This window comes from Streptomyces sp. NPDC057963 (assembly GCF_042887155.1).
GTDB lineage: Bacteria > Actinomycetota > Actinomycetes > Streptomycetales > Streptomycetaceae > Streptomyces.
Map to the genome: position 1 here is coordinate 80,678 of NZ_JBHVPX010000002.1, position 20,325 is coordinate 101,002.

Sequence of the window (20,325 nt, forward strand, 5' to 3'; positions counted from 1 at the left end):
GACCCTAGTCGACCGTGCCGTACATCCGGTCGCCCGCGTCGCCGAGGCCCGGGACGATGTAACCGTTCTCGTTGAGCCGCTCGTCGACCGAAGCCGTGACCACGGTCACAGGCGTGCCCGCCAGCTCGCGCTCCATCACCTCGACGCCCTCGGGCGCGGCGAGGAGCACGACCGCGGTGACATCGTCCGCACCGCGCTTGATCAGTTCCTGAATGGCCGCGACCAGCGTGCCGCCGGTGGCCAGCATCGGGTCCAGGACGTACACCTGGCGGCCCGAGAGGTCCTCCGGCATCCGTGTCGCGTACGTGGACGCCTGGAGCGTCTCCTCGTCGCGGATCATGCCCAGGAAGCCCACCTCGGCGGTCGGCAGCAGCCGCACCATGCCGTCGAGCATGCCGAGGCCGGCCCGCAGGATCGGCACGACCAGGGGGCGCGGGTGCGACAGCTTCACACCGGTCGTCGGTGTGACCGGGGTCTCGATGTCGACCTGTTCGGTGCGCACATCCCGGGTGGCCTCGTAGGCGAGCAGGGTGACCAGCTCGTCGGCGAGCCGCCGGAAGGTCGGGGAGTCGGTGCGCCTGTCGCGCAGGGTGGTGAGTTTGTGCGCGACCAGCGGGTGGTCGACGACGTGGATCCGCATGGGCTCAACAGTAACCGGGCCTCCCGCACCCGTGCGCTGGCATCAACCGCACGTTCGGAGGGAAGGTGGTGGCATACGGACCCAGCCTTGGGGTGATGAGCCGATGCCGGACGGGGAACAGCGGGAGCGGGACCGGCCGGACACGCCGGCCCCGCAGGACGCGGAGGACGCGGAGATCCCGCAGGACCCGCAGGACCCGCAGGAGACCGAGGCGGCGCGCCGCAGACGGCGCGCCCAGTTCCTGCGCGAGCTTCATGAGGCGAAGGCGCTGCGCGACCGGGTCCAGCCGCGCCGGGCGCGGGCGGCCCGAATGCGCCAGGCGATGCGGATGCGAACCTTCCGCTGGTAGGTCGGACGGCGGCCCGGGGTCCCCCTGGTGGCGGCGTCCAGGAGAACTGATGGCCGACGCAACGGCCGAACTCCTCTCGTGAAGGCCTTGTTTCTGCCACGATTCCGATGGGCGGGACTCAGGACAGCCGGGCCACCGACTGCCCTCCCGCCGGACCGACACCCCTATGACCAGTGGGAGAGTCACGGTGTACTTCGCCGCACTGCTCGCGCGCACCGAAGACGGGTGGGAAGCGAGCGACACGGAACTCGACGATGTGGAGACCCTGTCCGACCTGACGGATCTGGCCCGTGAGGCCTCGGTGGACGAGGACACGGTCCTCGTCTTCATCGAGCAGGAGGACGCCTGGTTCGGCGTCGTCCGAGTGGATGGCGAGGAGGACCCCCGTATTTTCATCTCGGACGCCACCGCCGCCGCCCGCTCCTCGTACGGGGAGATCCTGCTCACCGATGAACTGCTCGGCCGCGAACCCGGGGCCGAGGACACGATTGCCGCTCTCGAAGAGCTCGTCGGCCTCGACGGTACGGAGGACGGCGAGCCGGACACCACCCCCGACAACGACAACGACGATGACGACGACGGACTTGATGCCGACGCCGTACCGGCGGGCCCGCTCGGCGACACCGGGGTCCTGGCCGACCTCGGGCTCCCCGAGGCGGAGCTGCTGATGCTGCGTACGGACGCACTGGTGGAGATCGCGGACGCGCTGGGTGCGGCCGAGGTCCTGGAGACCGTCCGTTAGGGTCCGCGGGTGAGCGAACCACCGCACCCGCAAGGACCGCAGGCACAGCACCAGCCGTGCCGACCGTGTGAACCGTGCGAACCCACCAGAGATCCGCACGACCCCGTTAAAGACCCGTGGCGGGCGCACATGCGCCGCGCCCTGGCCGAGGCCGACCTGGCGGCGCGGGCCGGCGATGTGCCGGTCGGCGCCGTCGTGCTCGGCCCGGACGGCACTCTGCTCGCCACGGGACACAACGAACGCGAGGCGACCGGCGACCCGACCGCGCACGCCGAGATCCTCGCCCTCCGCCGGGCCGCAGCGGCGCTCGGCCGGTGGCGGCTGTCCGGCTGCACCCTGGTGGTCACCCTGGAGCCCTGCACGATGTGCGCGGGCGCGCTGGTCCAGTCCCGCGTGGACCGGGTGGTCTACGGAGCCCGCGACGAGAAGGCGGGCGCGGCGGGCTCGCTCTGGGACGTCGTACGCGACCGCCGGCTCAACCACCGCCCCGAGGTGATCCACGGCGTCCTGGAGAACATCTGCGCCGACCGGCTGACGGCGTTCTTCCGCGAGCTCTGACATTGGATTTCTATCCACGCCCCGGGATGGTCTAAGCTCTCTCTCGGTAGCGTGTCCGAGCGGCCGAAGGAGCTCGCCTCGAAAGCGAGTGTGGGGAAACTCACCGAGGGTTCAAATCCCTCCGCTACCGCCATCGACGCCCTCCCGAACTGCGGAAACGCAGAACGGGAGGGCGTTCGCGCGTTACAGGGACAGTGAGGCCACCTTCCCACCACGCACCGACTACCGTGTGGGCGGAGGGCGCCCCCGGGGTCTTGACCACTCCGGGGACGCCCCGTTTCAACCGCCCTATCGAGGCGCCTTCGGGCGACACTCACACGCGCCCCCGTCGCACACAGATGCTGTTGCGCATCCGCCATGCTCCCCAGGGCCGTTGATCCCATCCCCAGCACGGGGCGAACCGCCTCCCACGCACCCGAGCGCGGGATCAGCTCCAACCGACCGGATCCGGGCCGTGATGCGTGCGAACCCCCGCAGCCGCCTCAGGTATGAACACGGACCGGCCCGACTGCATGTGTCGCACAGCACCGTGTGGTCGAGAGCGGCTCGGTGCAACACCTCGTCGTCGGCCACCTGCGACCGCCCGGCCCCCGTCACCACATGACCACCACCCACACGACCTTCCCGAACGGCCGTTCCGCGACGCCCCATTGCGCGGCCAGGGCCTGAACCAGATGCAGCCCCCGGCCACGGGCACGCTCGTTCGAGACCGGCCGGGCCCGCGGCTGCCTTCGGCGAGTGTCATGCACCTCGACCCGACACCGCCCAGGCGACGCGTCGACGGTCACCTTCAGCGAATCGCCGGGCTCCTGCCCGTACCTCACCGCGTTGGTCACCAGCTCACTGGCGAGCAGTTCGAGCGTGTCGAGCGCGTCCTCGGGCACTGACGGTTCCTGATGAACGGCCGCCTCCCGGACGTACCGCCTCGCGGGACGCACTGATTCCGGCTTGGACAGGTAGATCGCTTCCGGGGGCACGGCAGGTGCCCGGGAGAGCTGAGCCGACGGTAACGCGTGTGAACCCATACGAACCCCTCAAGGTATGGCCGACGCGGGCCTGGATCCCGTGTCGACAGCGATGGAACTCTGACATCAGAATGCATGCCATACGATTTGAGGTGCAAGCATCTTACGAGTGAAATGAGAATTTGCACATCACGAAGAGAATGCCTGTAGGAAGGGGTGCGCGAAGGTGACAGAGCGCCACAAGGCGCGGCAGACTGATCCCGACCAGACTGCGAGAGGACCCGAATTCGTGAGCGCACCCACAGTGCGGAGGCGGCAGCTGGGCCGCACGCTGCGGGCCCTTCGCGAATCACTCGGCCTGAAACAGGACGAAGTAGCGGCCCGCTCCGGGGGCAAGCTCAACGGGGCGAAGATCAGCCGTATCGAGACGGCCGTAACGGCAGCGACAGCCGCAGACGTGTCGCTCATCCTCGATTCATGTGGCATCACCGACGAGGAGACGCGGTCCGGCCTGCTCCGGCTCACGCGCGAGGGCGCCCGCCGCGGGTGGTGGCAGTCGTATCGCAGCGTTCTCAGCCCTGCTTACGAAGATCTCATCAGCCTCGAATCCGAAGCGGAGCAGATCAGCACCTGGCAGCCAGTCATGATTCCGGGCCTCCTTCAAACCGGCGAGTACGCCAGACACATAATCTCGGCCACTGCCATGGGCGACGCCATTGCGGACCGCGTAACCGCCCTGGTCGAGGTGCGCCTGGCCCGCCAAGCTGTGCTCACCCGGCACGATCCGCTGACCCTGCGAGCAGTCATCGGCGAGGCCGCACTGCGCACCCGCACCGAAGACCCGCGGATCATGTCCGAGCAGCTCACCCGGCTCCTCGCAGCGGGCCGCTGGCCAAACGTGACGGTCCAGGTACTGCCGCTCAGCCACCCACCACACGTGGGTCAGACCGGCGCCTACTCCATCCTTGGCTACGGATCTCACGCCAGCCTCGACGTGGTTCACATCGAGTCGCTGACACAGGCTCTCTACGTCGAAGGCAGGGAGAACGTGGCTGCGTACCAAGACGCCATCGAAACCCTCAAAGCCAGTGCGTTGTCAGCAGCCGACTCGGCAGATTTGATCACTGAGATTAGGGACCAGATATGACCACATCTTCCGCAGCACGCACCGTTCGTGACTCTTCCACCCTCCCCGTGACGTGGTGGAAGTCGTCGCAGTCAGCTGCCCAGTCCGACTGCGTGGAGTGCGGCATCATCGACGCCGAAAGCGTCGCGATCCGCGACAGCAAGGTCCAGAACGGGCCAGCCCTGATCTTTGATCACGACGCCCTCTCCGCCATGGTCGACGCGGTGGCTGCCGGCCTCGTGTGAGCCACCTTTTGCTCGCTCAGGGAGACGAAGGCGCAGGGGTGAGCGATATGTCCGAATCTCAAGAAGTAGGTAAAAACAGAGCTGCCCCTGCATAAACCAGCAGGTCAGCAACTGTGGTCCCCGCGCATGCGGGGTTGGTCCCGGGCGAGCGGGCTGATCCGGCAACCGGTGCCGTGGTCCCCGCGCATGCGGGGTTGGTCCCCCGCCACGGGTCGAGCGTCGAGGAGTTACGCCGTGGTCCCCGCGCATGCGGGGTTGGTCCCCAAGGAAACGGCGGGAGTGCTGGAGTTCTTGAGTGGTCCCCGCGCATGCGGGGTTGGTCCCCTGGCGGCGTGCGGCGAGCAGGCGGAGGACCTGTGGTCCCCGCGCATGCGGGGTTGGTCCCGTACTCAGACCTTCGCTCGACGGCAGAAATGAGTGGTCCCCGCGCATGCGGGGTTGGTCCCTGCCCGTACGTGTCCTCCTTGTTGTGATGGTGGTGGTCCCCGCGCATGCGGGGTTGGTCCCTATGCCTCACTGTGAGGCAAAGTGCTAGGGGGGTGGTCCCCGCGCATGCGGGGTTGGTCCCCGCGCCGCCGCCCGGCACACCGGAGAGGACCAGTGGTCCCCGCGCATGCGGGGTTGGTCCCCCGGTCCAGGTCGGAGAGGCGTGGGACGCAATGTGGTCCCCGCGCATGCGGGGTTGGTCCCCAGGAGGTGGCGAGCTGCACGACGAACCCCTCGTGGTCCCCGCGCATGCGGGGTTGGTCCCTTGCGCTTCCGCGGGCCGCCGGGGCCCGACGAGTGGTCCCCGCGCATGCGGGGTTGGTCCCGGCTCCACGGTCATCCCGAACCATCGGCTCGGGTGGTCCCCGCGCATGCGGGGTTGGTCCCCCGAGCCCGAGAGCATCCGCTACACCGCCGATGTGGTCCCCGCGCATGCGGGGTTGGTCCCCCGAAGCAGTGGCGCAAGGCTGAGCAGATCCGGTGGTCCCCGCGCATGCGGGGTTGGTCCCTTGGTGGCCCGGGAGCCGAGGGAGCTCTTGATGTGGTCCCCGCGCATGCGGGGTTGGTCCCCCCACCCTCACCGACCCGGGCACCACCCTCATGTGGTCCCCGCGCATGCGGGGTTGGTCCCTCCCACAGCAGATCCGCAACGGTGTGGTGGTAGGTGGTCCCCGCGCATGCGGGGTTGGTCCTCGTGAGCTTCGCACGCACATTGACAACCTGATGTGGTCCCCGCGCATGCGGGGTTGGTCCCGCCGATGCGTAAGTGGAAACGGGGGGCATACCGTGGTCCCCGCGCATGCGGGGTTGGTCCCCGTCACGGTGATCTCGCCAACGCGTGGGAGCAGTGGTCCCCGCGCATGCGGGGTTGGTCCCAGCCAGGACCAGCCGTGTTGCCAGACCAGTGTGTGGTCCCCGCGCATGCGGGGTTGGTCCCTGGGGCTACGAGCTGCGCGAGCTACGAACGCTGTGGTCCCCGCGCATGCGGGGTTGGTCCCTCGCCTTCCAGGTCGGTGTCGTTGTCGGTGCCGTGGTCCCCGCGCATGCGGGGTTGGTCCCGTCCGGCCTGGTGTCGAGCGTCCCGGAAGCCGGTGGTCCCCGCGCATGCGGGGTTGGTCCCCACACTCTTCAGCATCGGATCGTAGGTGCTGACGTGGTCCCCGCGCATGCGGGGTTGGTCCCCGAGGGCGACCCCCAATCCACCAAGACACGGGGTGGTCCCCGCGCATGCGGGGTTGGTCCCGGCCGCCTCCGCAAGGTCGACGCCGAGTACAAGCAGGGTGGTCCCCGCGCATGCGGGGTTGGTCCCGTGGCCTGGGACATGTCCGCCCAGACTTCGGGGTGGTCCCCGCGCATGCGGGGTTGGTCCCCGTGCGGCTGTGGGACGCAGCGACGTGCCAGCGTGGTCCCCGCGCATGCGGGGTTGGTCCCGAGGGGACGTCCCACTGAACGGTGGCGCAGGCGTGGTCCCCGCGCATGCGGGGTTGGTCCCGCAACGGAAGCCGCTGCCACAGGCCAGCCCGGGTGGTCCCCGCGCATGCGGGGTTGGTCCCTTCTTGACGCTGCCGTTGCCGGCCGTGGCGCGGTGGTCCCCGCGCATGCGGGGTTGGTCCCGGCTCGCACCGACCAGACGAAACCTTCGGGGAGTGGTCCCCGCGCATGCGGGGTTGGTCCCTTGATCCTGCGCTGTGCCCGTGCGGCCGGCCTGTGGTCCCCGCGCATGCGGGGTTGGTCCCAGGCCGGTACGGGCCTCATGACCGCGGCGTGTGTGGTCCCCGCGCATGCGGGGTTGGTCCCGTGAGTCCGGCGAGCGTCTCCGTGGTGCCGTCGTGGTCCCCGCGCATGCGGGGGTGGTCCCTCCTGCTCCCGGATTGTCCTCTACGGGGTTGCGTGGTCCCCGCCCATGCGGGGTAGCCCTCAAGCTGCTCAGCCATGAAAGCCCGATCGTGATCCCTGCGCCCCCCTTGCCCATCACTGGCGGTTTGATCACCCGGCGGCATTATGTGATCGAGTTCGCTCACTTCAGAACCATTTCGGAACATCACGCATGACCACCAACTCCTTCCTGTCGAATGCCTCCATGGGCCACGATCACCCGGAACTCCGCACGGCTTACACCGAGTTGTCCCCCGCAGCGCGGACGGCCTGGGGCAAGCACGACCGGGCGACCGAGGAGTGGCTCCCGTTGTGGCGGCACATGGCCGACAGCGCCGCCGTCGCGGGCAAGCTCTGGGACGCGTGGGTGCCCGAGAACGTGAAGGCGCTCGTCGCGGCCCCCCTCCCCCAAGGTGCGGTGGATGCCCGCCGGCTCGCCGTCTACCTGGCCTGTGTCCACGACATCGGCAAGGCGACACCCGCGTTCGCGTGCCAGGTGGACGGGCTCGCCCACCGGATGCGGAGGGCTGGGCTCGACATGCCGGACCAGAAGCAGTTCGGCGAAGACCGCCGCATGGCCCCGCACGGGCTGGCCGGGCAGTTCCTCATCCAGGAGTGGCTGGGTGAGCGGTTCGGCTGGAGTGGGCGGGCGTCCGGGCAGTTCGCCGTCGTGGCGGGTGGGCACCACGGGACGCCTCCGGATCACCAGCAGATCCACGACCTCGGGCTTCATCCCCGGCTGTTGCGCACACAAGGGGACAGCGAGGCCGTCTGGCGCTCGGTGCAGTACGAGTTGATGGACGCGTGTGCGCGGCGGGCCGGGGTCGAGGGACGGTTCGCGGAGTGGCAGTCCGTGCGGCTGCCACAACCCGTCCAGGTGGTGCTGACGGCGATCGTGATCGTCTCCGACTGGATCGCCAGCTCCTCCGAGCTGTTCCCGTACGACCCCTCGTCCTGGTCGCCGAGGGAGGGAAAGGACGGTGAGGCCAGGCGGCTCGATGCCGCCTGGACGGGGCTGGATCTGCCGGGGCCGTGGCGGCCGGAAGCGCCGGAGCAGAGCGCGGAGGAGTTGTTCCGGGAACGGTTCGACCTGCCGGGCGGCGCCCGGATCAGGCCCGTGCAGGAGGAAGCCGTACGGATGGCGCGGAGCATGCCCGTGGCCGGGCTGCTGATCATCGAGGCGCCGATGGGCGAGGGCAAGACTGAGGCGGCGTTCGCGGCGGCGGAGATTCTGGCGGCGCGCACCGGAGCGGGAGGCTGTCTGGTCGCGTTGCCGACCCGGGCCACCGGCGACGCCATGTTCCCCCGGCTGCTGAGCTGGCTGGGGCATCTGCCCTCGGACGGCCCGCTGTCCGTCGTCCTCGCCCATGCCAAGGCCGCGCTCAACGAGGCGTGGGCCGGGATGACGAAGGCGGGAAACCGTACGGTCGCCGCCGTCGAACTGGACGGTTGCGAGGAGATGTCCAGTCCCGGGGCGGCCGACCCCGCCCACCCGGCCGAACTGCACGCCCACCAGTGGCTGCGCGGACGCAAGAAGGCTCTGCTCGCCTCCTTCGCGGTGGGCACCATCGACCAGGTGCTCTTCGCGGGGCTCAAGAGCCGGCATCTGGCGCTGCGGCATCTGGCCGTCGCGGGCAAGGTCGTCGTGATCGACGAAGTCCACGCCTACGACGCGTATATGAATACGTACCTCGACCGCGTACTGGAGTGGCTGGCCGCCTACCGGGTGCCGGTGGTGATGCTCTCCGCGACCCTTCCGGCGGTCAGACGGCGGGAGTTGGCCGCCGCCTATGCCGGGGAGGAGACGGCCGAGCTGGCCGATGCGCTGCATCTCCCGGATGATGCCTACCCGTTGATCACCGCCGTCGCGCCCGGAGGCGCCGCCCGCACCACCCGGCCCGAGCCGGCCTCGGGGCGCCGCACCGAAGTGATGGTGGAACGACTCGACGACGACCTCCCGGCGCTGGCAGGACGGCTGGAGCGCGAACTGCGGGACGGGGGATGCGCCCTGGTCGTGCGCAACACCGTCGACCGGGTACTGGAGGCCGCCGCGTATCTGCGGGAGCGCTTCGGCGCGGAGGCCGTGACCGTCACCCATTCCCGGTTCCTCGCCGCCGACCGGGCCCGCAAGGACACGGACCTGCGCGAACGGTTCGGGCCCGGCGGCGACCGGCCCACCGGGCCGCACATCGTCGTGGCCAGCCAGGTCGTCGAGCAGTCGCTCGACATCGACTTCGACCTCCTGGTCACCGACCTGGCGCCCGTGGACCTGATGCTCCAGCGCATGGGGCGGCTGCACCGCCATCCCCGTACGCGTCCGCCGCTCCTGGCAAAGGCCCGCTGTCTGGTGACGGGGGTGGAGGACTGGGGCACCGACCCGCCGGTACCCGTACGCGGCTCGCTCGCCGTGTACCAGGGAGCGCACACCCTCCTCCGGTCGCTCGCCGTGCTGGGCCCGCACCTCGACGGCGCCCCGCTGGTGCTGCCCGACCACATCAGCCCGCTGGTGCAGGCCGCCTACGACGATCGGCCGACCGGGCCGGAACACTGGGCACCCGTGCTGGCCGACGCCCGGCGGAAGTATCTGAAGCACCTCGCGGAGAAGCGGGAGCGCGCGGACGCGTTCCGGCTCGCTCCGGTACGGCGGGCCGGGCGGGCGGTCATCGGCTGGCTGGACGGCAATGCCGGCGACGCCGACGACAGCCGCACCGGACGGGCCCAGGTACGGGACAGCGAGGAGACCCTGGAAGTACTCGTCGTCCAGCGGCGGGACGACGGCCGGCTGACCACGGTGAGCTGGCTCGGCGACGGACGCGGCGGACTGGACCTCCCGGAGCACGCACCTCCGGTACGCCGGGCCGCCGAGGCGGTCGCCGCGAGCGCGCTGACGCTGCCTCGCTCCCTGACACATCCGGGCGTGATCGACCGGACCATCTCCGAGCTGGAGCGATTCGTCGTTCCGGCCTGGCAGGTGAAGGAATGCCCCTGGCTGGCCGGTGAGTTGCTGCTCGTACTCGACGAGCGTTGTCAGACCCACCTGTCAGGCTTGGAGATCCACTACAGCGCCGATGACGGACTCCGGGTGGGTTCCGTCGGCACGCGCGGAGCAAAGAGGCTCGAACCCATGACGCCCTCCTTCGACCTGGTCTCCCGGCCCTGGCTGCCCGTACAGCGCGAAGACGGCACCACGGACGAGTTGTCGCTGACGGACGTCTTCGCGCAGGCCCACACGCTGCGGCGGCTGGTGGGCGATCTGCCCACCCAGGAGTTCGCCCTGCTGCGGCTGCTGCTGGCGGTCCTGTACGACGCTCTCGACGAGGCGGAGGGTGGGAGATCCGGTGCCCCGGCCGAGCTGGAGGACTGGGAGGAGCTGTGGCACGACGAGAAGTCCCTCGCCGTCGTCGCGGACTACCTCGACCGTCACCGTGAGCGCTTCGACCTGCTCCACCCCGAGCGTCCGTTCTTCCAGGTCGCCGGATTGCACACGGCGAAACACGAGGTCGCCCCGCTGAACCGGATCGTCGCCGACGTACCCAACGGGGAGGCGTTCTTCTCGATGCGCCGGCCGGGTGTGGACCGGCTGAGCCTTGCCGAGGCGGCCCGGTGGCTGGTGCACACCCACGCCTACGACTCGTCCGGCATCAAGTCCGGAATGGAGGGCGACGGCCGGGCCAAGGGCGGGAAGGTCTATCCCCAGGGAGTCGGATGGGCGGGCGCGCTCGGTGGCGTCCAGGCCGAAGGGCACACGCTGCGCGAGACGCTGTTGCTGAACCTGGTCCCGACGCAGGAGGACATTCTTGATTCGGTGGCGGACCGGGAGGCCGACCTCCCGGTCTGGCGCCGCGAGACGCCTCCTGGCCCCGGGGTGCTGGCGGACGACCCGTCCGTACCCCGTCCCGCCGGTCCGCGCGACCTCTACACCTGGCAGTCCCGGCGGCTGCTCCTGCACACCGAGGGCGATGACGTCACGGGGGTCGTCCTCGGATACGGCGATCCGCTCACGCCCGCCAATCGGTGGAAGGCGGAACCCATGACCGGTTGGCGGCGCAGCCGGGCGCAGGAGAAAAAGCTGGGCCGCCCGCTGGTCTACCTACCGCGTCAGCACGATCCGAGCCGAGCCGCCTGGCGGGGTCTCGCGAGTCTGCTGTACGCGCAGGGGTCGGACTCCGGGACATCGGGCCGGGGTACGGACGAGAGCAAGCCGTCCGGCGTGGTGCGGTGGCTGTCCATGCTCTCCAACGAGGGCGTTCTGCCCGAGAAGTCGCTGATCCGGACCCGGCTCGTCGGCGCGGTGTACGGGACGCAGCAGTCCGTGGTGGACGAGGTGGTCGACGACGGGGTCACCCTGCCGGTCGTTCTGCTCCACGAGCACCGCCCGCTGCACGGCGCGGCGGCGGTGGGCGCGGTCGCGGACGCGGAGCGGGCCGTGTCGGCGCTGGGGCACCTGGCCGGGAATCTCGCGCGCGCGACGGGTTCGCCGCCCGGTCCGGCCACGAACACCGTGCGTGATCTGGGGTTCGGGGCACTCGACGGACCGTACCGACGCTGGCTGGTGGACCTCGGGAAGGAAGCTGACCCGGATGCCGCGCGCGCGGCGTGGCAGGCCGACGCCCGTCGCATCGTTCTCGACCTCGGCCGAGAGCTTCTCGACAGCGCGGGCCGGGCGGCAGCGGAAGGCCGGGTGGTGGAGTTGCCTGGGGTCGGGAAGCGCTGGATCGACAGCTCACGGGCGGATCTGTGGTTCCGGACCCGGATGAACAAGGTGCTGCCGAAGGCGCCTGAACCGCCACTGCCGTACCAACAGCCGGGCCCGTCCGGCGGCCCGTATCCCGACGACAACCCTCCGGGGGGAGTCTCATGACCACCACTTCGGGCGAACAACTGGGCAAGCAGACGAAGGAACCATCGATCCAGAAACTGGTCGAACAAGCGACGCGTACATACATCGCGCAACTCCAGCCCCGCTATCTCGGAGATCAGCCGGCGGCCGTGGCAGAACTTGCCCGACTCCGCCGCGGTGCGGGAAAGAGGGCGCACCAGGTCAAGGACCTGTGGGGAATCGGCGCTCTGGAGGATCTTGCCGAACTGCTGGAGGGGAGGCACGACTCCGACCGCCTTGAGAAGGCCGAGGAGGCGGTCTTCCTCACCTCGACGCTGTGGGCACTGCATCAGCAATCCCGCCGTGACCAAGGCATGTATGCCAGGGGTCGCAGCCTCGGTGGCGCGGTCCGCTCGCTGATCCGGCTGAAGGACTCACCGGGGACGGACGACGAGGAATCCCCCCTGCGCAAGCGCCTGGTCCGCGTCGGTACGGCCGAGTCGCTCGACTCGGTCGCCGTACGGCTCAGGGAGATCGTGCTGCTCCTGCGCACCGCACCGGAGCCGCTCCCCCTCGACTACGCGCGCCTGGCCGGTCAGCTCTACCGATGGCAGCACCGGCCCGAGCGTGCCGGTGTGCAGCGCGAGTGGGGGCGCGAGTTCCACCTGGCTGCCACTGCCTCTCGCGCCAAGAAGGGGCAGACCCCCGGCGCCGAGGGGGACGACGTGATCGACCCGAATTTGGGTGCGGACGAGGAGGGAACGTACGGCGGGTACGCGGCCGGGGAGTGACGGCTCCCGACGTCACCGCCCTCACCTCCCTCACCGCGCCTCGGCGACGCCCTCACCTCCCTCACCGCGTCTCGGCGACCGACCCGCCCTGCCTCGGCAAGACGCCTCCTACTTCACGAACTGCCCTACCGAACAGAGGATTTGAAAACGCGTGACCAGGACGATTCTCGACATCCATATCCTCCAGACCGTCCCGCCGAGCAATCTGAACCGCGATGACACGGGGGCGCCGAAGTCGGCAACGTACGGCGGTGTGCAGCGTTCCCGGGTGTCCAGTCAGGCATGGAAGCGGGCCACCCGCGCGGCGTTCGCCGAGCTGCTCGACAAATCCGAACTGGGCATCCGTACCAAGAAGGTCGCGGAGGAGCTCGCGGGGCGCGTCCAGAGACTCGACCCGTCGCTGACGCGCGCCGCCGCGCTGGAGCTGGCCGCCGAGACGATCTCCACGGCGACCGGTTCGAAGATCGTCGTGCCCAAGCGCAAGAGCAAGGACGATGACGGCGGGGAGCCCGCCGGGGAGTCCGGGTACCTCATGTTCCTGAGCGATCGGCAGTTCAACGCCCTCGCTGCTCTCGCGGTCGAGGGAGGCAAGGGCGGTGACGTCAAGGCGCTCAAGGACTTCTTCAAGGTCAAGGCGAACAAGGACCGGGCCAAGCAGGCCGCCGACACCGAACACTCCGTGGACATCTCGCTGTTCGGGCGCATGGTCGCGGACTCGGCCGACCTGAGCGTGGACGCGGCCGTGCAGGTCGCCCACGCGCTGAGTGTGCACCCGGTGGAAGTCGAGTCGGACTACTACACGGCGGTCGACGACAGGAACACAGCCGCCGAGCCGGGTGCCGGGATGATCGGCACAGTCGACTTCAACTCCGCGACCCTGTACCGGTACGCGGCCGTCGATGTGAACCGTCTCCAGGAGAACCTGGGCGGTGGCGGAGACGATGAGGACCGGCGGGTGGAGCCCACGCGGCGAGCGGTCACCGCGTTCCTCGAAGGTTTCATCACCTCGCTCCCGACCGGGAAGATCAACACCTTCGGCAATCAGACGCTGCCGGCCGCAGTGATCGTGAAGGTCCGTTCCCGGCGGCCGATCAGCTACGTCGGAGCCTTCGAACGACCGGTTCCGATGGGGGAGAGTGGCGGATACCTCCAGGATGCCTGCGAGCGGCTCGCCACGTTCGTACCGGATCTGGAAGACCGTTACGGCCTCGCCGGGAGCAGGCAGGGCTGGGTGCTGCGGGTGGGCGACGAGACGAGCGCGCTCGACGGGCTGGGCACCGGGGTGAATCTGCCCGAGCTGCTGGCCGCCGTGGGGGACAGCGTGGTCGATCGGCTCCAGCCGGAGACGGCGGACTCCGGTCGGGACCGGGCCGCGGTGGAGCCCGGGGCATGAGCGTGCTGCTGATGCGGCTCGCGGGCCCCCTGCAGTCCTGGGGGTCCACGGCCCGCTTCGTGCGCCGCACCACCGAGACCGCGCCGACGAAGAGCGGAGTGGTCGGGCTCCTCGCCGCAGCCCAGGGGCGCAGGCGGGATGCCGACCTCTCCGATCTGGCGGAGCTGGAGTTCGGCGTCCGTATCGATCAGCCGGGCACCCGGCTGCGGGACTTCCAGACGGCGCATCACAGCGACACGCTCAAGGCCATGCCGCTGTCGGAGCGTTTCTACCTGGCGGACGCCGTGTTCGTGGCGGGTGTGAGCGGCGAGGCGGCGCTCGTGCAACGGCTGTACGAGGCGCTGCTGGAGCCCGTCTTCCTGCCGTACCTGGGGCGCCGCTCCTGCCCGCCCTCGGAGCCGATCACGATCGGGGAGCCGCTGGACAAGGGCCTTGAGCAGGCCCTGCGCGAGGCGAAGTGGGAAGCGTCCGAGCGATATCGGGAGCGCCGCGCGGCGTCCCTCCGGCGCACGGGCGGGACGGCGCCCGACGCGGCGCGTCTGGATCTGCTGCTGGACAGCCCGCCCGAGGTTCGGCCGGACGTCACGCTGCGCGATCTCCCGGTGAGCTTCGATCCGCGTCACCGGCGGTACGGGCTGCGCGGCATCCGGTCGCTGCATGTCTCCGTACCCGTCGGAACCGAATCACCCCCGCCCCCGCCCCCGCCGCACGAGCCCACCGCCCTGCTCACGCCCGTCACACCGAGGACCGACTGATGTACCTCACCCGCTTCCGCGTGAACACCGGACGATCCGACGCCCGGCAGTTGCTCGGTTCACCGCACCGCATGCACGGGGCGGTGAACATGTCCTTTCCCACGCCACCCGCCCGGGACGGATCGGGCCCCCGGGTGCTGTGGCGGGTGGACCGCAACGGAACCTCCGAGACACTGCTGTACATCGTCAGCCCCACCCGCCCCGATCTGACCGGCCTGGTCCAGCAGGCGGGCTGGCCGGCCTCGGACGAGCCGGGCTGGACGACGTTCGCGTACGAGGACTTCCTCGCCGCTCTCCATCCGGGCGACACCTGGGGGTTCAGGCTCACCGCCAACCCCGTGCACAACATCCGCCACCAGTACGTCAAGGAGGGTGAGCGGACGAAGCGCGCCGCGCACCGGACCCCCCGTCACCAGATGGACTGGCTGCTGAAGAGGCAGGAGGACGCGGGATTCGAGATCGTCCAGAAGCCGGTGGAGCGCCGCCTGCTGCCCGAGGGGGACGAGTACGAACTGATCGTCCGCGACCAGATCCCGTTGCAGTTCCGCCGGCCCCCGGCGAAGACGAGCAGGAACGACGTACGGATCACGAAGGTCACCTTCGACGGCCGCCTGCGCGTCACGAAGCCGGACCTCTTCCGCCGCACCCTCACCCACGGGCTGGGCAAGGCGAAGGCGTACGGCTGCGGCCTGATGACGCTCGCCCCGGTACGGGAAAAGGCATGAGCACGGTCGGCCGCAGAGGAGCATCCTCACCGCGTGAACTCACCCGGATCGCAGACCGTCTCTCATTCGTCTACCTGGAACGTTGCACGGTGCACCGGGACTCCCACGCGATCACCGCGGAGGACGCGGACGGCGTCACGCACATCCCGTCCGCCACCATCGGCACGCTGCTGCTCGGCCCGGGTACCCGCGTCACCCACCAGGCGATGGCGCTCCTCGGCGAGTCCGGTGCCGGTGTGGCCTGGGTCGGTGAGCACGGCGTGCGGTATTACGCAGGAGGGCGGGCCCTGACGCGTTCCTCGGGCCTGATCGAGGCACAGGCCACCGCCTGGGCGAACCGGCGCACCCGTCTGGACGTGGCGCGTGCCATGTACCGTCTGCGCTTCCCGGACGAGGACACGGCGGGCTGCACACGGAAGGAACTCCTCGGCAAGGAGGGCACACGCCTGCGGGACTGCTACAAACGGGAGTCGTTGCGTACGGGCGTCCCCTGGCGCCGCCGTGAGTACCACCGCGACGACTTCTCGGCAGGGGACGCCCCCAACCAGGCCGTCACGGCCGCGGCCCAGTGCATGTACGGAGTCTCCCACTCCGTAGTCGCAGCTCTTGGCTGCTCGCCGGGCCTGGGTTTCGTGCACTCCGGGCACGAGCGGTCCTTCGTCATGGACGTGGCGGACTTCTACAAGACGGAGATCGCCATCCCCGCGGCGTTCGACGCGGCTGCCGAGGGGGAAGAGGACGTCGCGGCGCGGACCCGCCGGATGCTCCGCGACCGCATCAACCACACGAGCCTGCTCGACCGCTGCGTCCGGGACATCAAGAACCTGCTCGGCTACGACGGCACCCGCGACACGACCGAAGCGACCGGCACGTCAAAGGACCGGGTCACCCTCCAGTCCGACGGAGACCTCCACGTCGAGAGCGGCCACAACCACGGGGGCGAGATCATCTGGTGACCGTCATCGTTCTCACCAACTGCCCGGTCGGTCTACGGGGCTTTCTCACCCGCTGGCTGCTGGAGATCTCGCCCGGAGTCTTCCTCGGCTCCCCGTCCGCACGCATCCGCGACGTCCTGTGGAACGAGGTCCGCCAATACGCGGGCCAGGGACGCGCCTTGCTCGCTTACCAGACGAACAATGAGCAGGGCTACACCTTCGAGACCCACGACCACGCCTGGCATCCGACCGACCACGAGGGCCTCACCCTGATCCACCGCCCCAACCGCAACCCACCCCACACCTCCCAGAAGCCGGCCGACGTTCCCCGCCGGGGCTGGAGCAAGGCATCCAAGCGGAGAAAGTACGGCGGGCGGTAGGCGAGGTTACGGGTCGGCGTCTGCCAGGGCGCGGCAGGAAGATCGCTGATGCGCCTCGTTTCTCGCCCAACGGACAGAAAGGGAAACCATGTCGGTTATGCCGGAACCCAAACAAGTGGGCAAGAACAGGCCCCTGCCCGCATAGAACCGCAGGTCAACAACTGTGGTCCCCGCGCGTGCGGGGGTGGTCCCATGTGCGAGAGATGGTTCTGAGTGGCCCGCTTGTGGTCCCCGCGCGTGCGGGGGTGGTCCCTGGCCGTGCCGGCCGCCGAGGCTGTAACTCCGGTGGTCCCCGCGCGTGCGGGGGTGGTCCCGACAGACCGGCCAATGCGGCGGCCGATCGCCGGTGGTCCCCGCGCGTGCGGGGGTGGTCCCTCGAAGTCGGCCAGCCACGCCGCGTAGGTGCCGTGGTCCCCGCGCACGCGGGGATGGCCACGCCCGGGAAGGCCGTGGCGGGGGGCGATCGGGTCGGGGGAAGCGGCGTCGGGGGACAAGCCGCTTCCCCCGATGAGAACAGGCCGCTCAAGCCCTCGTCGCGGTCAGGGGGGAAGCTCGCGGCGAGGGCCCCACAGTGAGGTCCTGTTCCTCGCCCCTCGGATTTCCTGCCGGATCCGCGGGGCTCACCGTCCATCCTGGGGCTTCGCAGAGGCCCCGCGAGCAGGCAAAGGGCCCCGATGACCGGGCCCTTGGTCCTTAAAGGCGAGGTGAGTGATCGGAACCATCAGGGGATGCGGCCATACGTGCGGATAGAATCGGTCGACTGCACAGGGGATCGAAGGGGAGGCAGGGGCTGATGGTGCAAGCGAAGAAGATAGCTCTCTACGTGGTAGTCGTCTTCGTGCTGTACACGATCATCACGTCCCCGGCCCGGGCGGCGGATCTTGTCCAGGTAGGGTTCGAGGGCGTTTCGAGTGCCGCGCAGGGCGTCGGAGACTTCATGTCCGAGCTCGTGAAGTAGGAGTACCCCCATGATCCGCCATCTGGTCCTGTTCAAGCTGAACGACGGCGTCGAGCGGGACGACCCGCGGGTCGTCGCCGGGGCGAAGGCCTTCCGGGAGCTGGAGGGGCAGATCCCCGAGCTGGAGTTCTGGGAGTGCGCCTGGAACATCACCGACCGGCCGATCGCGTACGACTTCGCCATCAACTCCGCGGTCGTCGACGAGGACGCGCTGAAGCGCTACGTAGGGCATCCGGCCCATCAGGCGGTCGCCGCCCAGTGGCGCGAGTTCGCCACCTGGGTGATTGCCGACTATCCGTTCTGATCCGCCCGCTCGGCCTGCTGTAGTCGGTCCCCCGAGCCCCTCACCATTGCGGTGAGGGGCTTTTTTTAGTGTTTAAACCAAGTTGAACCCAACACGACGCTATACGGTGCTTGCGCACAGTGGACATGTCTTGTGATGCTATGACCGCTTTTGACGGATGAGTTGACCGAAGTTGACCGCAAAGGGGTGGCCTCACCGTGCCGGCCAGTACAGCGCCTCAAGTGCCTCCCCAGACCGTCCAGAGTGTCGAGACGGCCCCAGCAACCCAGACGGTCCAGACGATCCAGACGATCCAGACGATCCAGACCGAGACTCCCGACAGCACCACGGCGACGCCCGCCAGGACCAGGGGCGCGGACACCAGGGCGCTCACCCAGGTCCTTTTCGGGCAGCTCAAGAACCTGGATCCGGGGACTCCCGAGCACGGCCGGGTGCGGGCTGCGCTGATCGAGGCGAATCTCCCCCTCGTGCGGTACGCGGCGGCGCGTTTCAGGAGCCGCAACGAGCCGATGGAGGACGTCGTCCAGGTCGGCACGATCGGCCTGATCAACGCCATCGACCGGTTCGACCCCGAACGTGGTGTCCAGTTCCCGACCTTCGCGATGCCGACCGTCGTGGGCGAGATCAAGCGGTACTTCCGGGACAATGTGCGCACCGTCCACGTCCCCCGCCGGCTGCACGAGCTCTGGGTCCAGGTCACCGGCGCCACCGAGGACCTGACAACCGCTCACGGCCGCTCGCCCACCACCGCGGAGATCGCCGAACGGCTGAAGATCTCCGAGGACGAGGTGCTGGCCTGCATCGAGGCGGGCCGCTCCTACCACGCGACCTCACTGGAGGCCGCCCAGGAGGGCGACGGGCTGCCCGGACTGCTGGACCGGCTCGGCTACGAGGACCCGGCCCTTGCCGGGGTCGAGCACCGCGACCTGGTCCGGCATCTACTCGTACAGCTGCCCGAGCGCGAACAGCGCATCCTGCTGCTGCGCTACTACAGCAATCTGACCCAGTCGCAGATCAGTGCGGAACTGGGTGTCTCCCAGATGCATGTGTCAAGGCTGCTGGCCCGCAGCTTCGCCCGACTTCGATCCGCAAACAGGATCGAGGCCTAACCGGATCGGGTAGAGCACTCGAAGTCCGGTTCGGACGGCCGGAATTGCCTCACACCCCCTGTTAACTGCACGGATGCCGCAAAGACTTGTCGACATGTCACTACAGCGTGTTGCCGACATGTGACATTCTGCGGAAACCGCGTTTGCCGTGGCCTCGCCTCCGGTATTCAGGTGGAGGCTGCGTTCCTCCGATGGTCGCGGCTCCACGCGACCGTCCGCGACCTCAAGGGGGTGGCATGTCCGCAGAACAGGGCAGCTCGAAGGTGCTCACGCTCACGAAGAGCGCACCCGCACCCGTTGTGCTCACCAGCTCGTCGGAAGCCATCGACACCCGCACGCTGTCCCGCTCGCTGTTCCTGCGGCTCGCCGCGCTGGGGCCCGCACCGGGCCCCGACGGAACGGACAGCCCGGAGCGAGCCTACGTACGGGACACGCTCATCGAGCTCAACCTCCCGCTGGTGCGGTACGCGGCGGCGCGGTTCCGCAGTCGCAACGAGCCGATGGAGGACATCGTCCAGGTCGGCACGATCGGCCTGATCAAGGCGATCGACCGGTTCGACTGCGAACGGGGCGTGGAATTCCCGACGTTCGCGATGCCGACCGTCGTCGGGGAGATCAAGCGCTTCTTCCGCGACACCTCGTGGTCCGTGCGCGTCCCGCGCCGCCTGCAGGAGCTGCGCCTCGCGCTGACCAAGACCAGTGACGAGCTCTCCCAGAAGCTCGACCGCTCGCCGACCGTGCCGGAGCTGGCCAAGGCGCTCGGCGTCTCCGAGGAGGACGTGGTCGACGGCCTGGCCGTCGGCAACGCGTACACCGCGTCCTCGCTGGACTCGCCCTCGCCCGAGGACGACGGCGGCGAGGGCTCCCTCGCGGACCGGCTGGGGTACGAGGATTCGGCGCTGGAGGGCGTCGAGTACCGCGAGTCGCTCAAGCCGCTGCTGGCCAAGCTTCCGCCGCGCGAGCGCCAGATCATCATGCTGCGGTTCTTCGCCAACATGACCCAGTCGCAGATCGGCGAGGAGGTCGGGATCTCGCAGATGCACGTCTCGCGCCTGCTGACCCGTACGCTCGCCCAGCTCAGGGAAGGGCTCATCGCCGACTGATCGCCATGGACCGCCGTACCGTGGCGCGAGGGTTCCGATTTGACGGGCCGTCAGCCACACTGGCGCG

The 20,325-nt window shown here is 69.4% G+C and carries 18 protein-coding genes, 1 tRNA gene and 2 CRISPR repeat arrays; of the genes, 17 read left to right on the forward strand and 2 right to left on the reverse strand.

Annotated elements, in window-relative coordinates:
* Positions 1-4: 4 nt before the first annotated feature.
* Positions 5-640 carry a uracil phosphoribosyltransferase gene (gene upp, locus ACFVT1_RS04090; RefSeq protein ID WP_093900065.1) on the reverse strand — a complete coding sequence of 212 codons (636 nt, stop codon included), beginning with the start codon at positions 638-640 and terminating at the stop codon, positions 5-7.
* A 103-nt stretch (positions 641-743) separates the two neighbouring features.
* On the opposite strand from upp, the gene ACFVT1_RS04095 reads away from it, so the two are divergent.
* The 4 genes from ACFVT1_RS04095 (at position 744) to ACFVT1_RS04110 (ending at position 2,422) form a co-directional block, all read left to right on the forward strand.
* On the forward strand, positions 744-989 hold the full coding sequence (locus ACFVT1_RS04095; RefSeq protein WP_389792364.1) for a hypothetical protein: 246 nt from the start codon (positions 744-746) through the stop codon (positions 987-989).
* A 187-nt stretch (positions 990-1,176) separates the two neighbouring features.
* Positions 1,177-1,731 carry a hypothetical protein gene (locus tag ACFVT1_RS04100; RefSeq protein WP_362201735.1) on the forward strand — a complete coding sequence of 185 codons (555 nt, stop codon included), beginning with the start codon at positions 1,177-1,179 and terminating at the stop codon, positions 1,729-1,731.
* A 129-nt stretch (positions 1,732-1,860) separates the two neighbouring features.
* On the forward strand, positions 1,861-2,289 hold the full coding sequence (gene tadA / locus ACFVT1_RS04105) for a tRNA adenosine(34) deaminase TadA (protein ID WP_389792366.1): 429 nt from the start codon (positions 1,861-1,863) through the stop codon (positions 2,287-2,289).
* A 45-nt stretch (positions 2,290-2,334) separates the two neighbouring features.
* Positions 2,335-2,422, forward strand: a tRNA-Ser gene (locus ACFVT1_RS04110).
* 460 nt (positions 2,423-2,882) lie between these two features.
* Here ACFVT1_RS04110 and ACFVT1_RS04115 read toward each other — a convergent pair.
* Complete coding sequence (locus tag ACFVT1_RS04115; RefSeq protein WP_389792368.1) at positions 2,883-3,314, reverse strand: ATP-binding protein; 432 nt, start codon at positions 3,312-3,314, stop codon at positions 2,883-2,885.
* 229 nt (positions 3,315-3,543) lie between these two features.
* On the opposite strand from ACFVT1_RS04115, the gene ACFVT1_RS04120 reads away from it, so the two are divergent.
* From ACFVT1_RS04120 to ACFVT1_RS04180, 13 genes are all read left to right on the forward strand, one after another.
* The gene (locus ACFVT1_RS04120; RefSeq protein ID WP_389792371.1) at positions 3,544-4,401 is read left to right on the forward strand and encodes a helix-turn-helix domain-containing protein; all 858 of its coding nucleotides are present in this window, start codon (positions 3,544-3,546) and stop codon (positions 4,399-4,401) included.
* Positions 4,398-4,625, forward strand: coding sequence for a DUF397 domain-containing protein (locus tag ACFVT1_RS04125; RefSeq protein ID WP_389792373.1), 228 nt, complete (start codon positions 4,398-4,400; stop codon positions 4,623-4,625). Before ACFVT1_RS04120 ends, ACFVT1_RS04125 begins: the two co-directional genes overlap by 4 nt.
* A gap of 113 nt (positions 4,626-4,738) precedes the next feature.
* A CRISPR array of direct repeats spans positions 4,739-7,030; the repeat unit is 29 nt; unit sequence GTGGTCCCCGCGCATGCGGGGTTGGTCCC.
* A gap of 161 nt (positions 7,031-7,191) precedes the next feature.
* The gene (gene casA / locus ACFVT1_RS04130; RefSeq protein ID WP_389793331.1) at positions 7,192-11,847 is read left to right on the forward strand and encodes a type I-E CRISPR-associated protein Cse1/CasA; all 4,656 of its coding nucleotides are present in this window, start codon (positions 7,192-7,194) and stop codon (positions 11,845-11,847) included.
* On the forward strand, positions 11,844-12,596 hold the full coding sequence (gene casB, locus ACFVT1_RS04135) for a type I-E CRISPR-associated protein Cse2/CasB (protein WP_389792375.1): 753 nt from the start codon (positions 11,844-11,846) through the stop codon (positions 12,594-12,596). The genes casA and casB overlap by 4 nt, the downstream gene beginning before the upstream one ends.
* A gap of 151 nt (positions 12,597-12,747) precedes the next feature.
* Positions 12,748-13,989 carry a type I-E CRISPR-associated protein Cas7/Cse4/CasC gene (cas7e, locus tag ACFVT1_RS04140; protein ID WP_389792377.1) on the forward strand — a complete coding sequence of 414 codons (1,242 nt, stop codon included), beginning with the start codon at positions 12,748-12,750 and terminating at the stop codon, positions 13,987-13,989.
* Positions 13,986-14,744, forward strand: a complete 759-nt coding sequence (gene cas5e, locus ACFVT1_RS04145; RefSeq protein ID WP_389792379.1) for a type I-E CRISPR-associated protein Cas5/CasD — start codon at positions 13,986-13,988, stop codon at positions 14,742-14,744. Before cas7e ends, cas5e begins: the two co-directional genes overlap by 4 nt.
* Positions 14,744-15,469, forward strand: coding sequence for a type I-E CRISPR-associated protein Cas6/Cse3/CasE (gene cas6e / locus ACFVT1_RS04150; RefSeq protein WP_389792382.1), 726 nt, complete (start codon positions 14,744-14,746; stop codon positions 15,467-15,469). The genes cas5e and cas6e overlap by 1 nt, the downstream gene beginning before the upstream one ends.
* Positions 15,466-16,425: a type I-E CRISPR-associated endonuclease Cas1e gene (cas1e, locus tag ACFVT1_RS04155; protein ID WP_389792384.1), complete on the forward strand. Its 960-nt coding sequence runs from the start codon at positions 15,466-15,468 to the stop codon at positions 16,423-16,425. The genes cas6e and cas1e overlap by 4 nt, the downstream gene beginning before the upstream one ends.
* On the forward strand, positions 16,422-16,784 hold the full coding sequence (cas2e, locus tag ACFVT1_RS04160) for a type I-E CRISPR-associated endoribonuclease Cas2e (RefSeq protein WP_389792386.1): 363 nt from the start codon (positions 16,422-16,424) through the stop codon (positions 16,782-16,784). Before cas1e ends, cas2e begins: the two co-directional genes overlap by 4 nt.
* Before the next feature lie 163 nt (positions 16,785-16,947).
* Positions 16,948-17,220: a CRISPR direct-repeat array (repeat unit 29 nt; unit sequence GTGGTCCCCGCGCGTGCGGGGGTGGTCCC).
* Positions 17,221-17,577: 357 nt separating this feature from the next.
* Positions 17,578-17,742 carry a hypothetical protein gene (locus tag ACFVT1_RS04165; protein WP_356481987.1) on the forward strand — a complete coding sequence of 55 codons (165 nt, stop codon included), beginning with the start codon at positions 17,578-17,580 and terminating at the stop codon, positions 17,740-17,742.
* Positions 17,743-17,752: 10 nt separating this feature from the next.
* Positions 17,753-18,046, forward strand: a complete 294-nt coding sequence (locus tag ACFVT1_RS04170) for a Dabb family protein (RefSeq protein WP_362201422.1) — start codon at positions 17,753-17,755, stop codon at positions 18,044-18,046.
* Positions 18,047-18,243: 197 nt separating this feature from the next.
* Positions 18,244-19,155, forward strand: coding sequence for an RNA polymerase sigma factor SigF (locus ACFVT1_RS04175; RefSeq protein WP_389792388.1), 912 nt, complete (start codon positions 18,244-18,246; stop codon positions 19,153-19,155).
* Between the two features lie 236 nt (positions 19,156-19,391).
* Positions 19,392-20,258, forward strand: a complete 867-nt coding sequence (locus ACFVT1_RS04180) for an RNA polymerase sigma factor SigF (protein WP_362201429.1) — start codon at positions 19,392-19,394, stop codon at positions 20,256-20,258.
* Positions 20,259-20,325: the final 67 nt, after the last annotated feature.

Bases quoted from the DNA above. Each gene is read 5' to 3' on its own strand.
- upp (WP_093900065.1), bottom strand. From the start codon at position 640: ATGCGGATCCACGTCGTCGACCACCCGCTGGTCGCGCACAAACTCACC.
- ACFVT1_RS04095 (WP_389792364.1), top strand. From the start codon at position 744: ATGCCGGACGGGGAACAGCGGGAGCGGGACCGGCCGGACACGCCGGCC.
- tadA (WP_389792366.1), top strand. From the start codon at position 1,861: ATGCGCCGCGCCCTGGCCGAGGCCGACCTGGCGGCGCGGGCCGGCGAT.
- ACFVT1_RS04115 (WP_389792368.1), bottom strand. From the start codon at position 3,314: ATGGGTTCACACGCGTTACCGTCGGCTCAGCTCTCCCGGGCACCTGCC.
- ACFVT1_RS04125 (WP_389792373.1), top strand. From the start codon at position 4,398: ATGACCACATCTTCCGCAGCACGCACCGTTCGTGACTCTTCCACCCTC.
- casA (WP_389793331.1), top strand. From the start codon at position 7,192: ATGGGCCACGATCACCCGGAACTCCGCACGGCTTACACCGAGTTGTCC.
- casB (WP_389792375.1), top strand. From the start codon at position 11,844: ATGACCACCACTTCGGGCGAACAACTGGGCAAGCAGACGAAGGAACCA.
- cas5e (WP_389792379.1), top strand. From the start codon at position 13,986: ATGAGCGTGCTGCTGATGCGGCTCGCGGGCCCCCTGCAGTCCTGGGGG.
- cas6e (WP_389792382.1), top strand. From the start codon at position 14,744: ATGTACCTCACCCGCTTCCGCGTGAACACCGGACGATCCGACGCCCGG.
- cas1e (WP_389792384.1), top strand. From the start codon at position 15,466: ATGAGCACGGTCGGCCGCAGAGGAGCATCCTCACCGCGTGAACTCACC.
- ACFVT1_RS04165 (WP_356481987.1), top strand. From the start codon at position 17,578: ATGGTGCAAGCGAAGAAGATAGCTCTCTACGTGGTAGTCGTCTTCGTG.
- ACFVT1_RS04170 (WP_362201422.1), top strand. From the start codon at position 17,753: ATGATCCGCCATCTGGTCCTGTTCAAGCTGAACGACGGCGTCGAGCGG.
- ACFVT1_RS04180 (WP_362201429.1), top strand. From the start codon at position 19,392: ATGTCCGCAGAACAGGGCAGCTCGAAGGTGCTCACGCTCACGAAGAGC.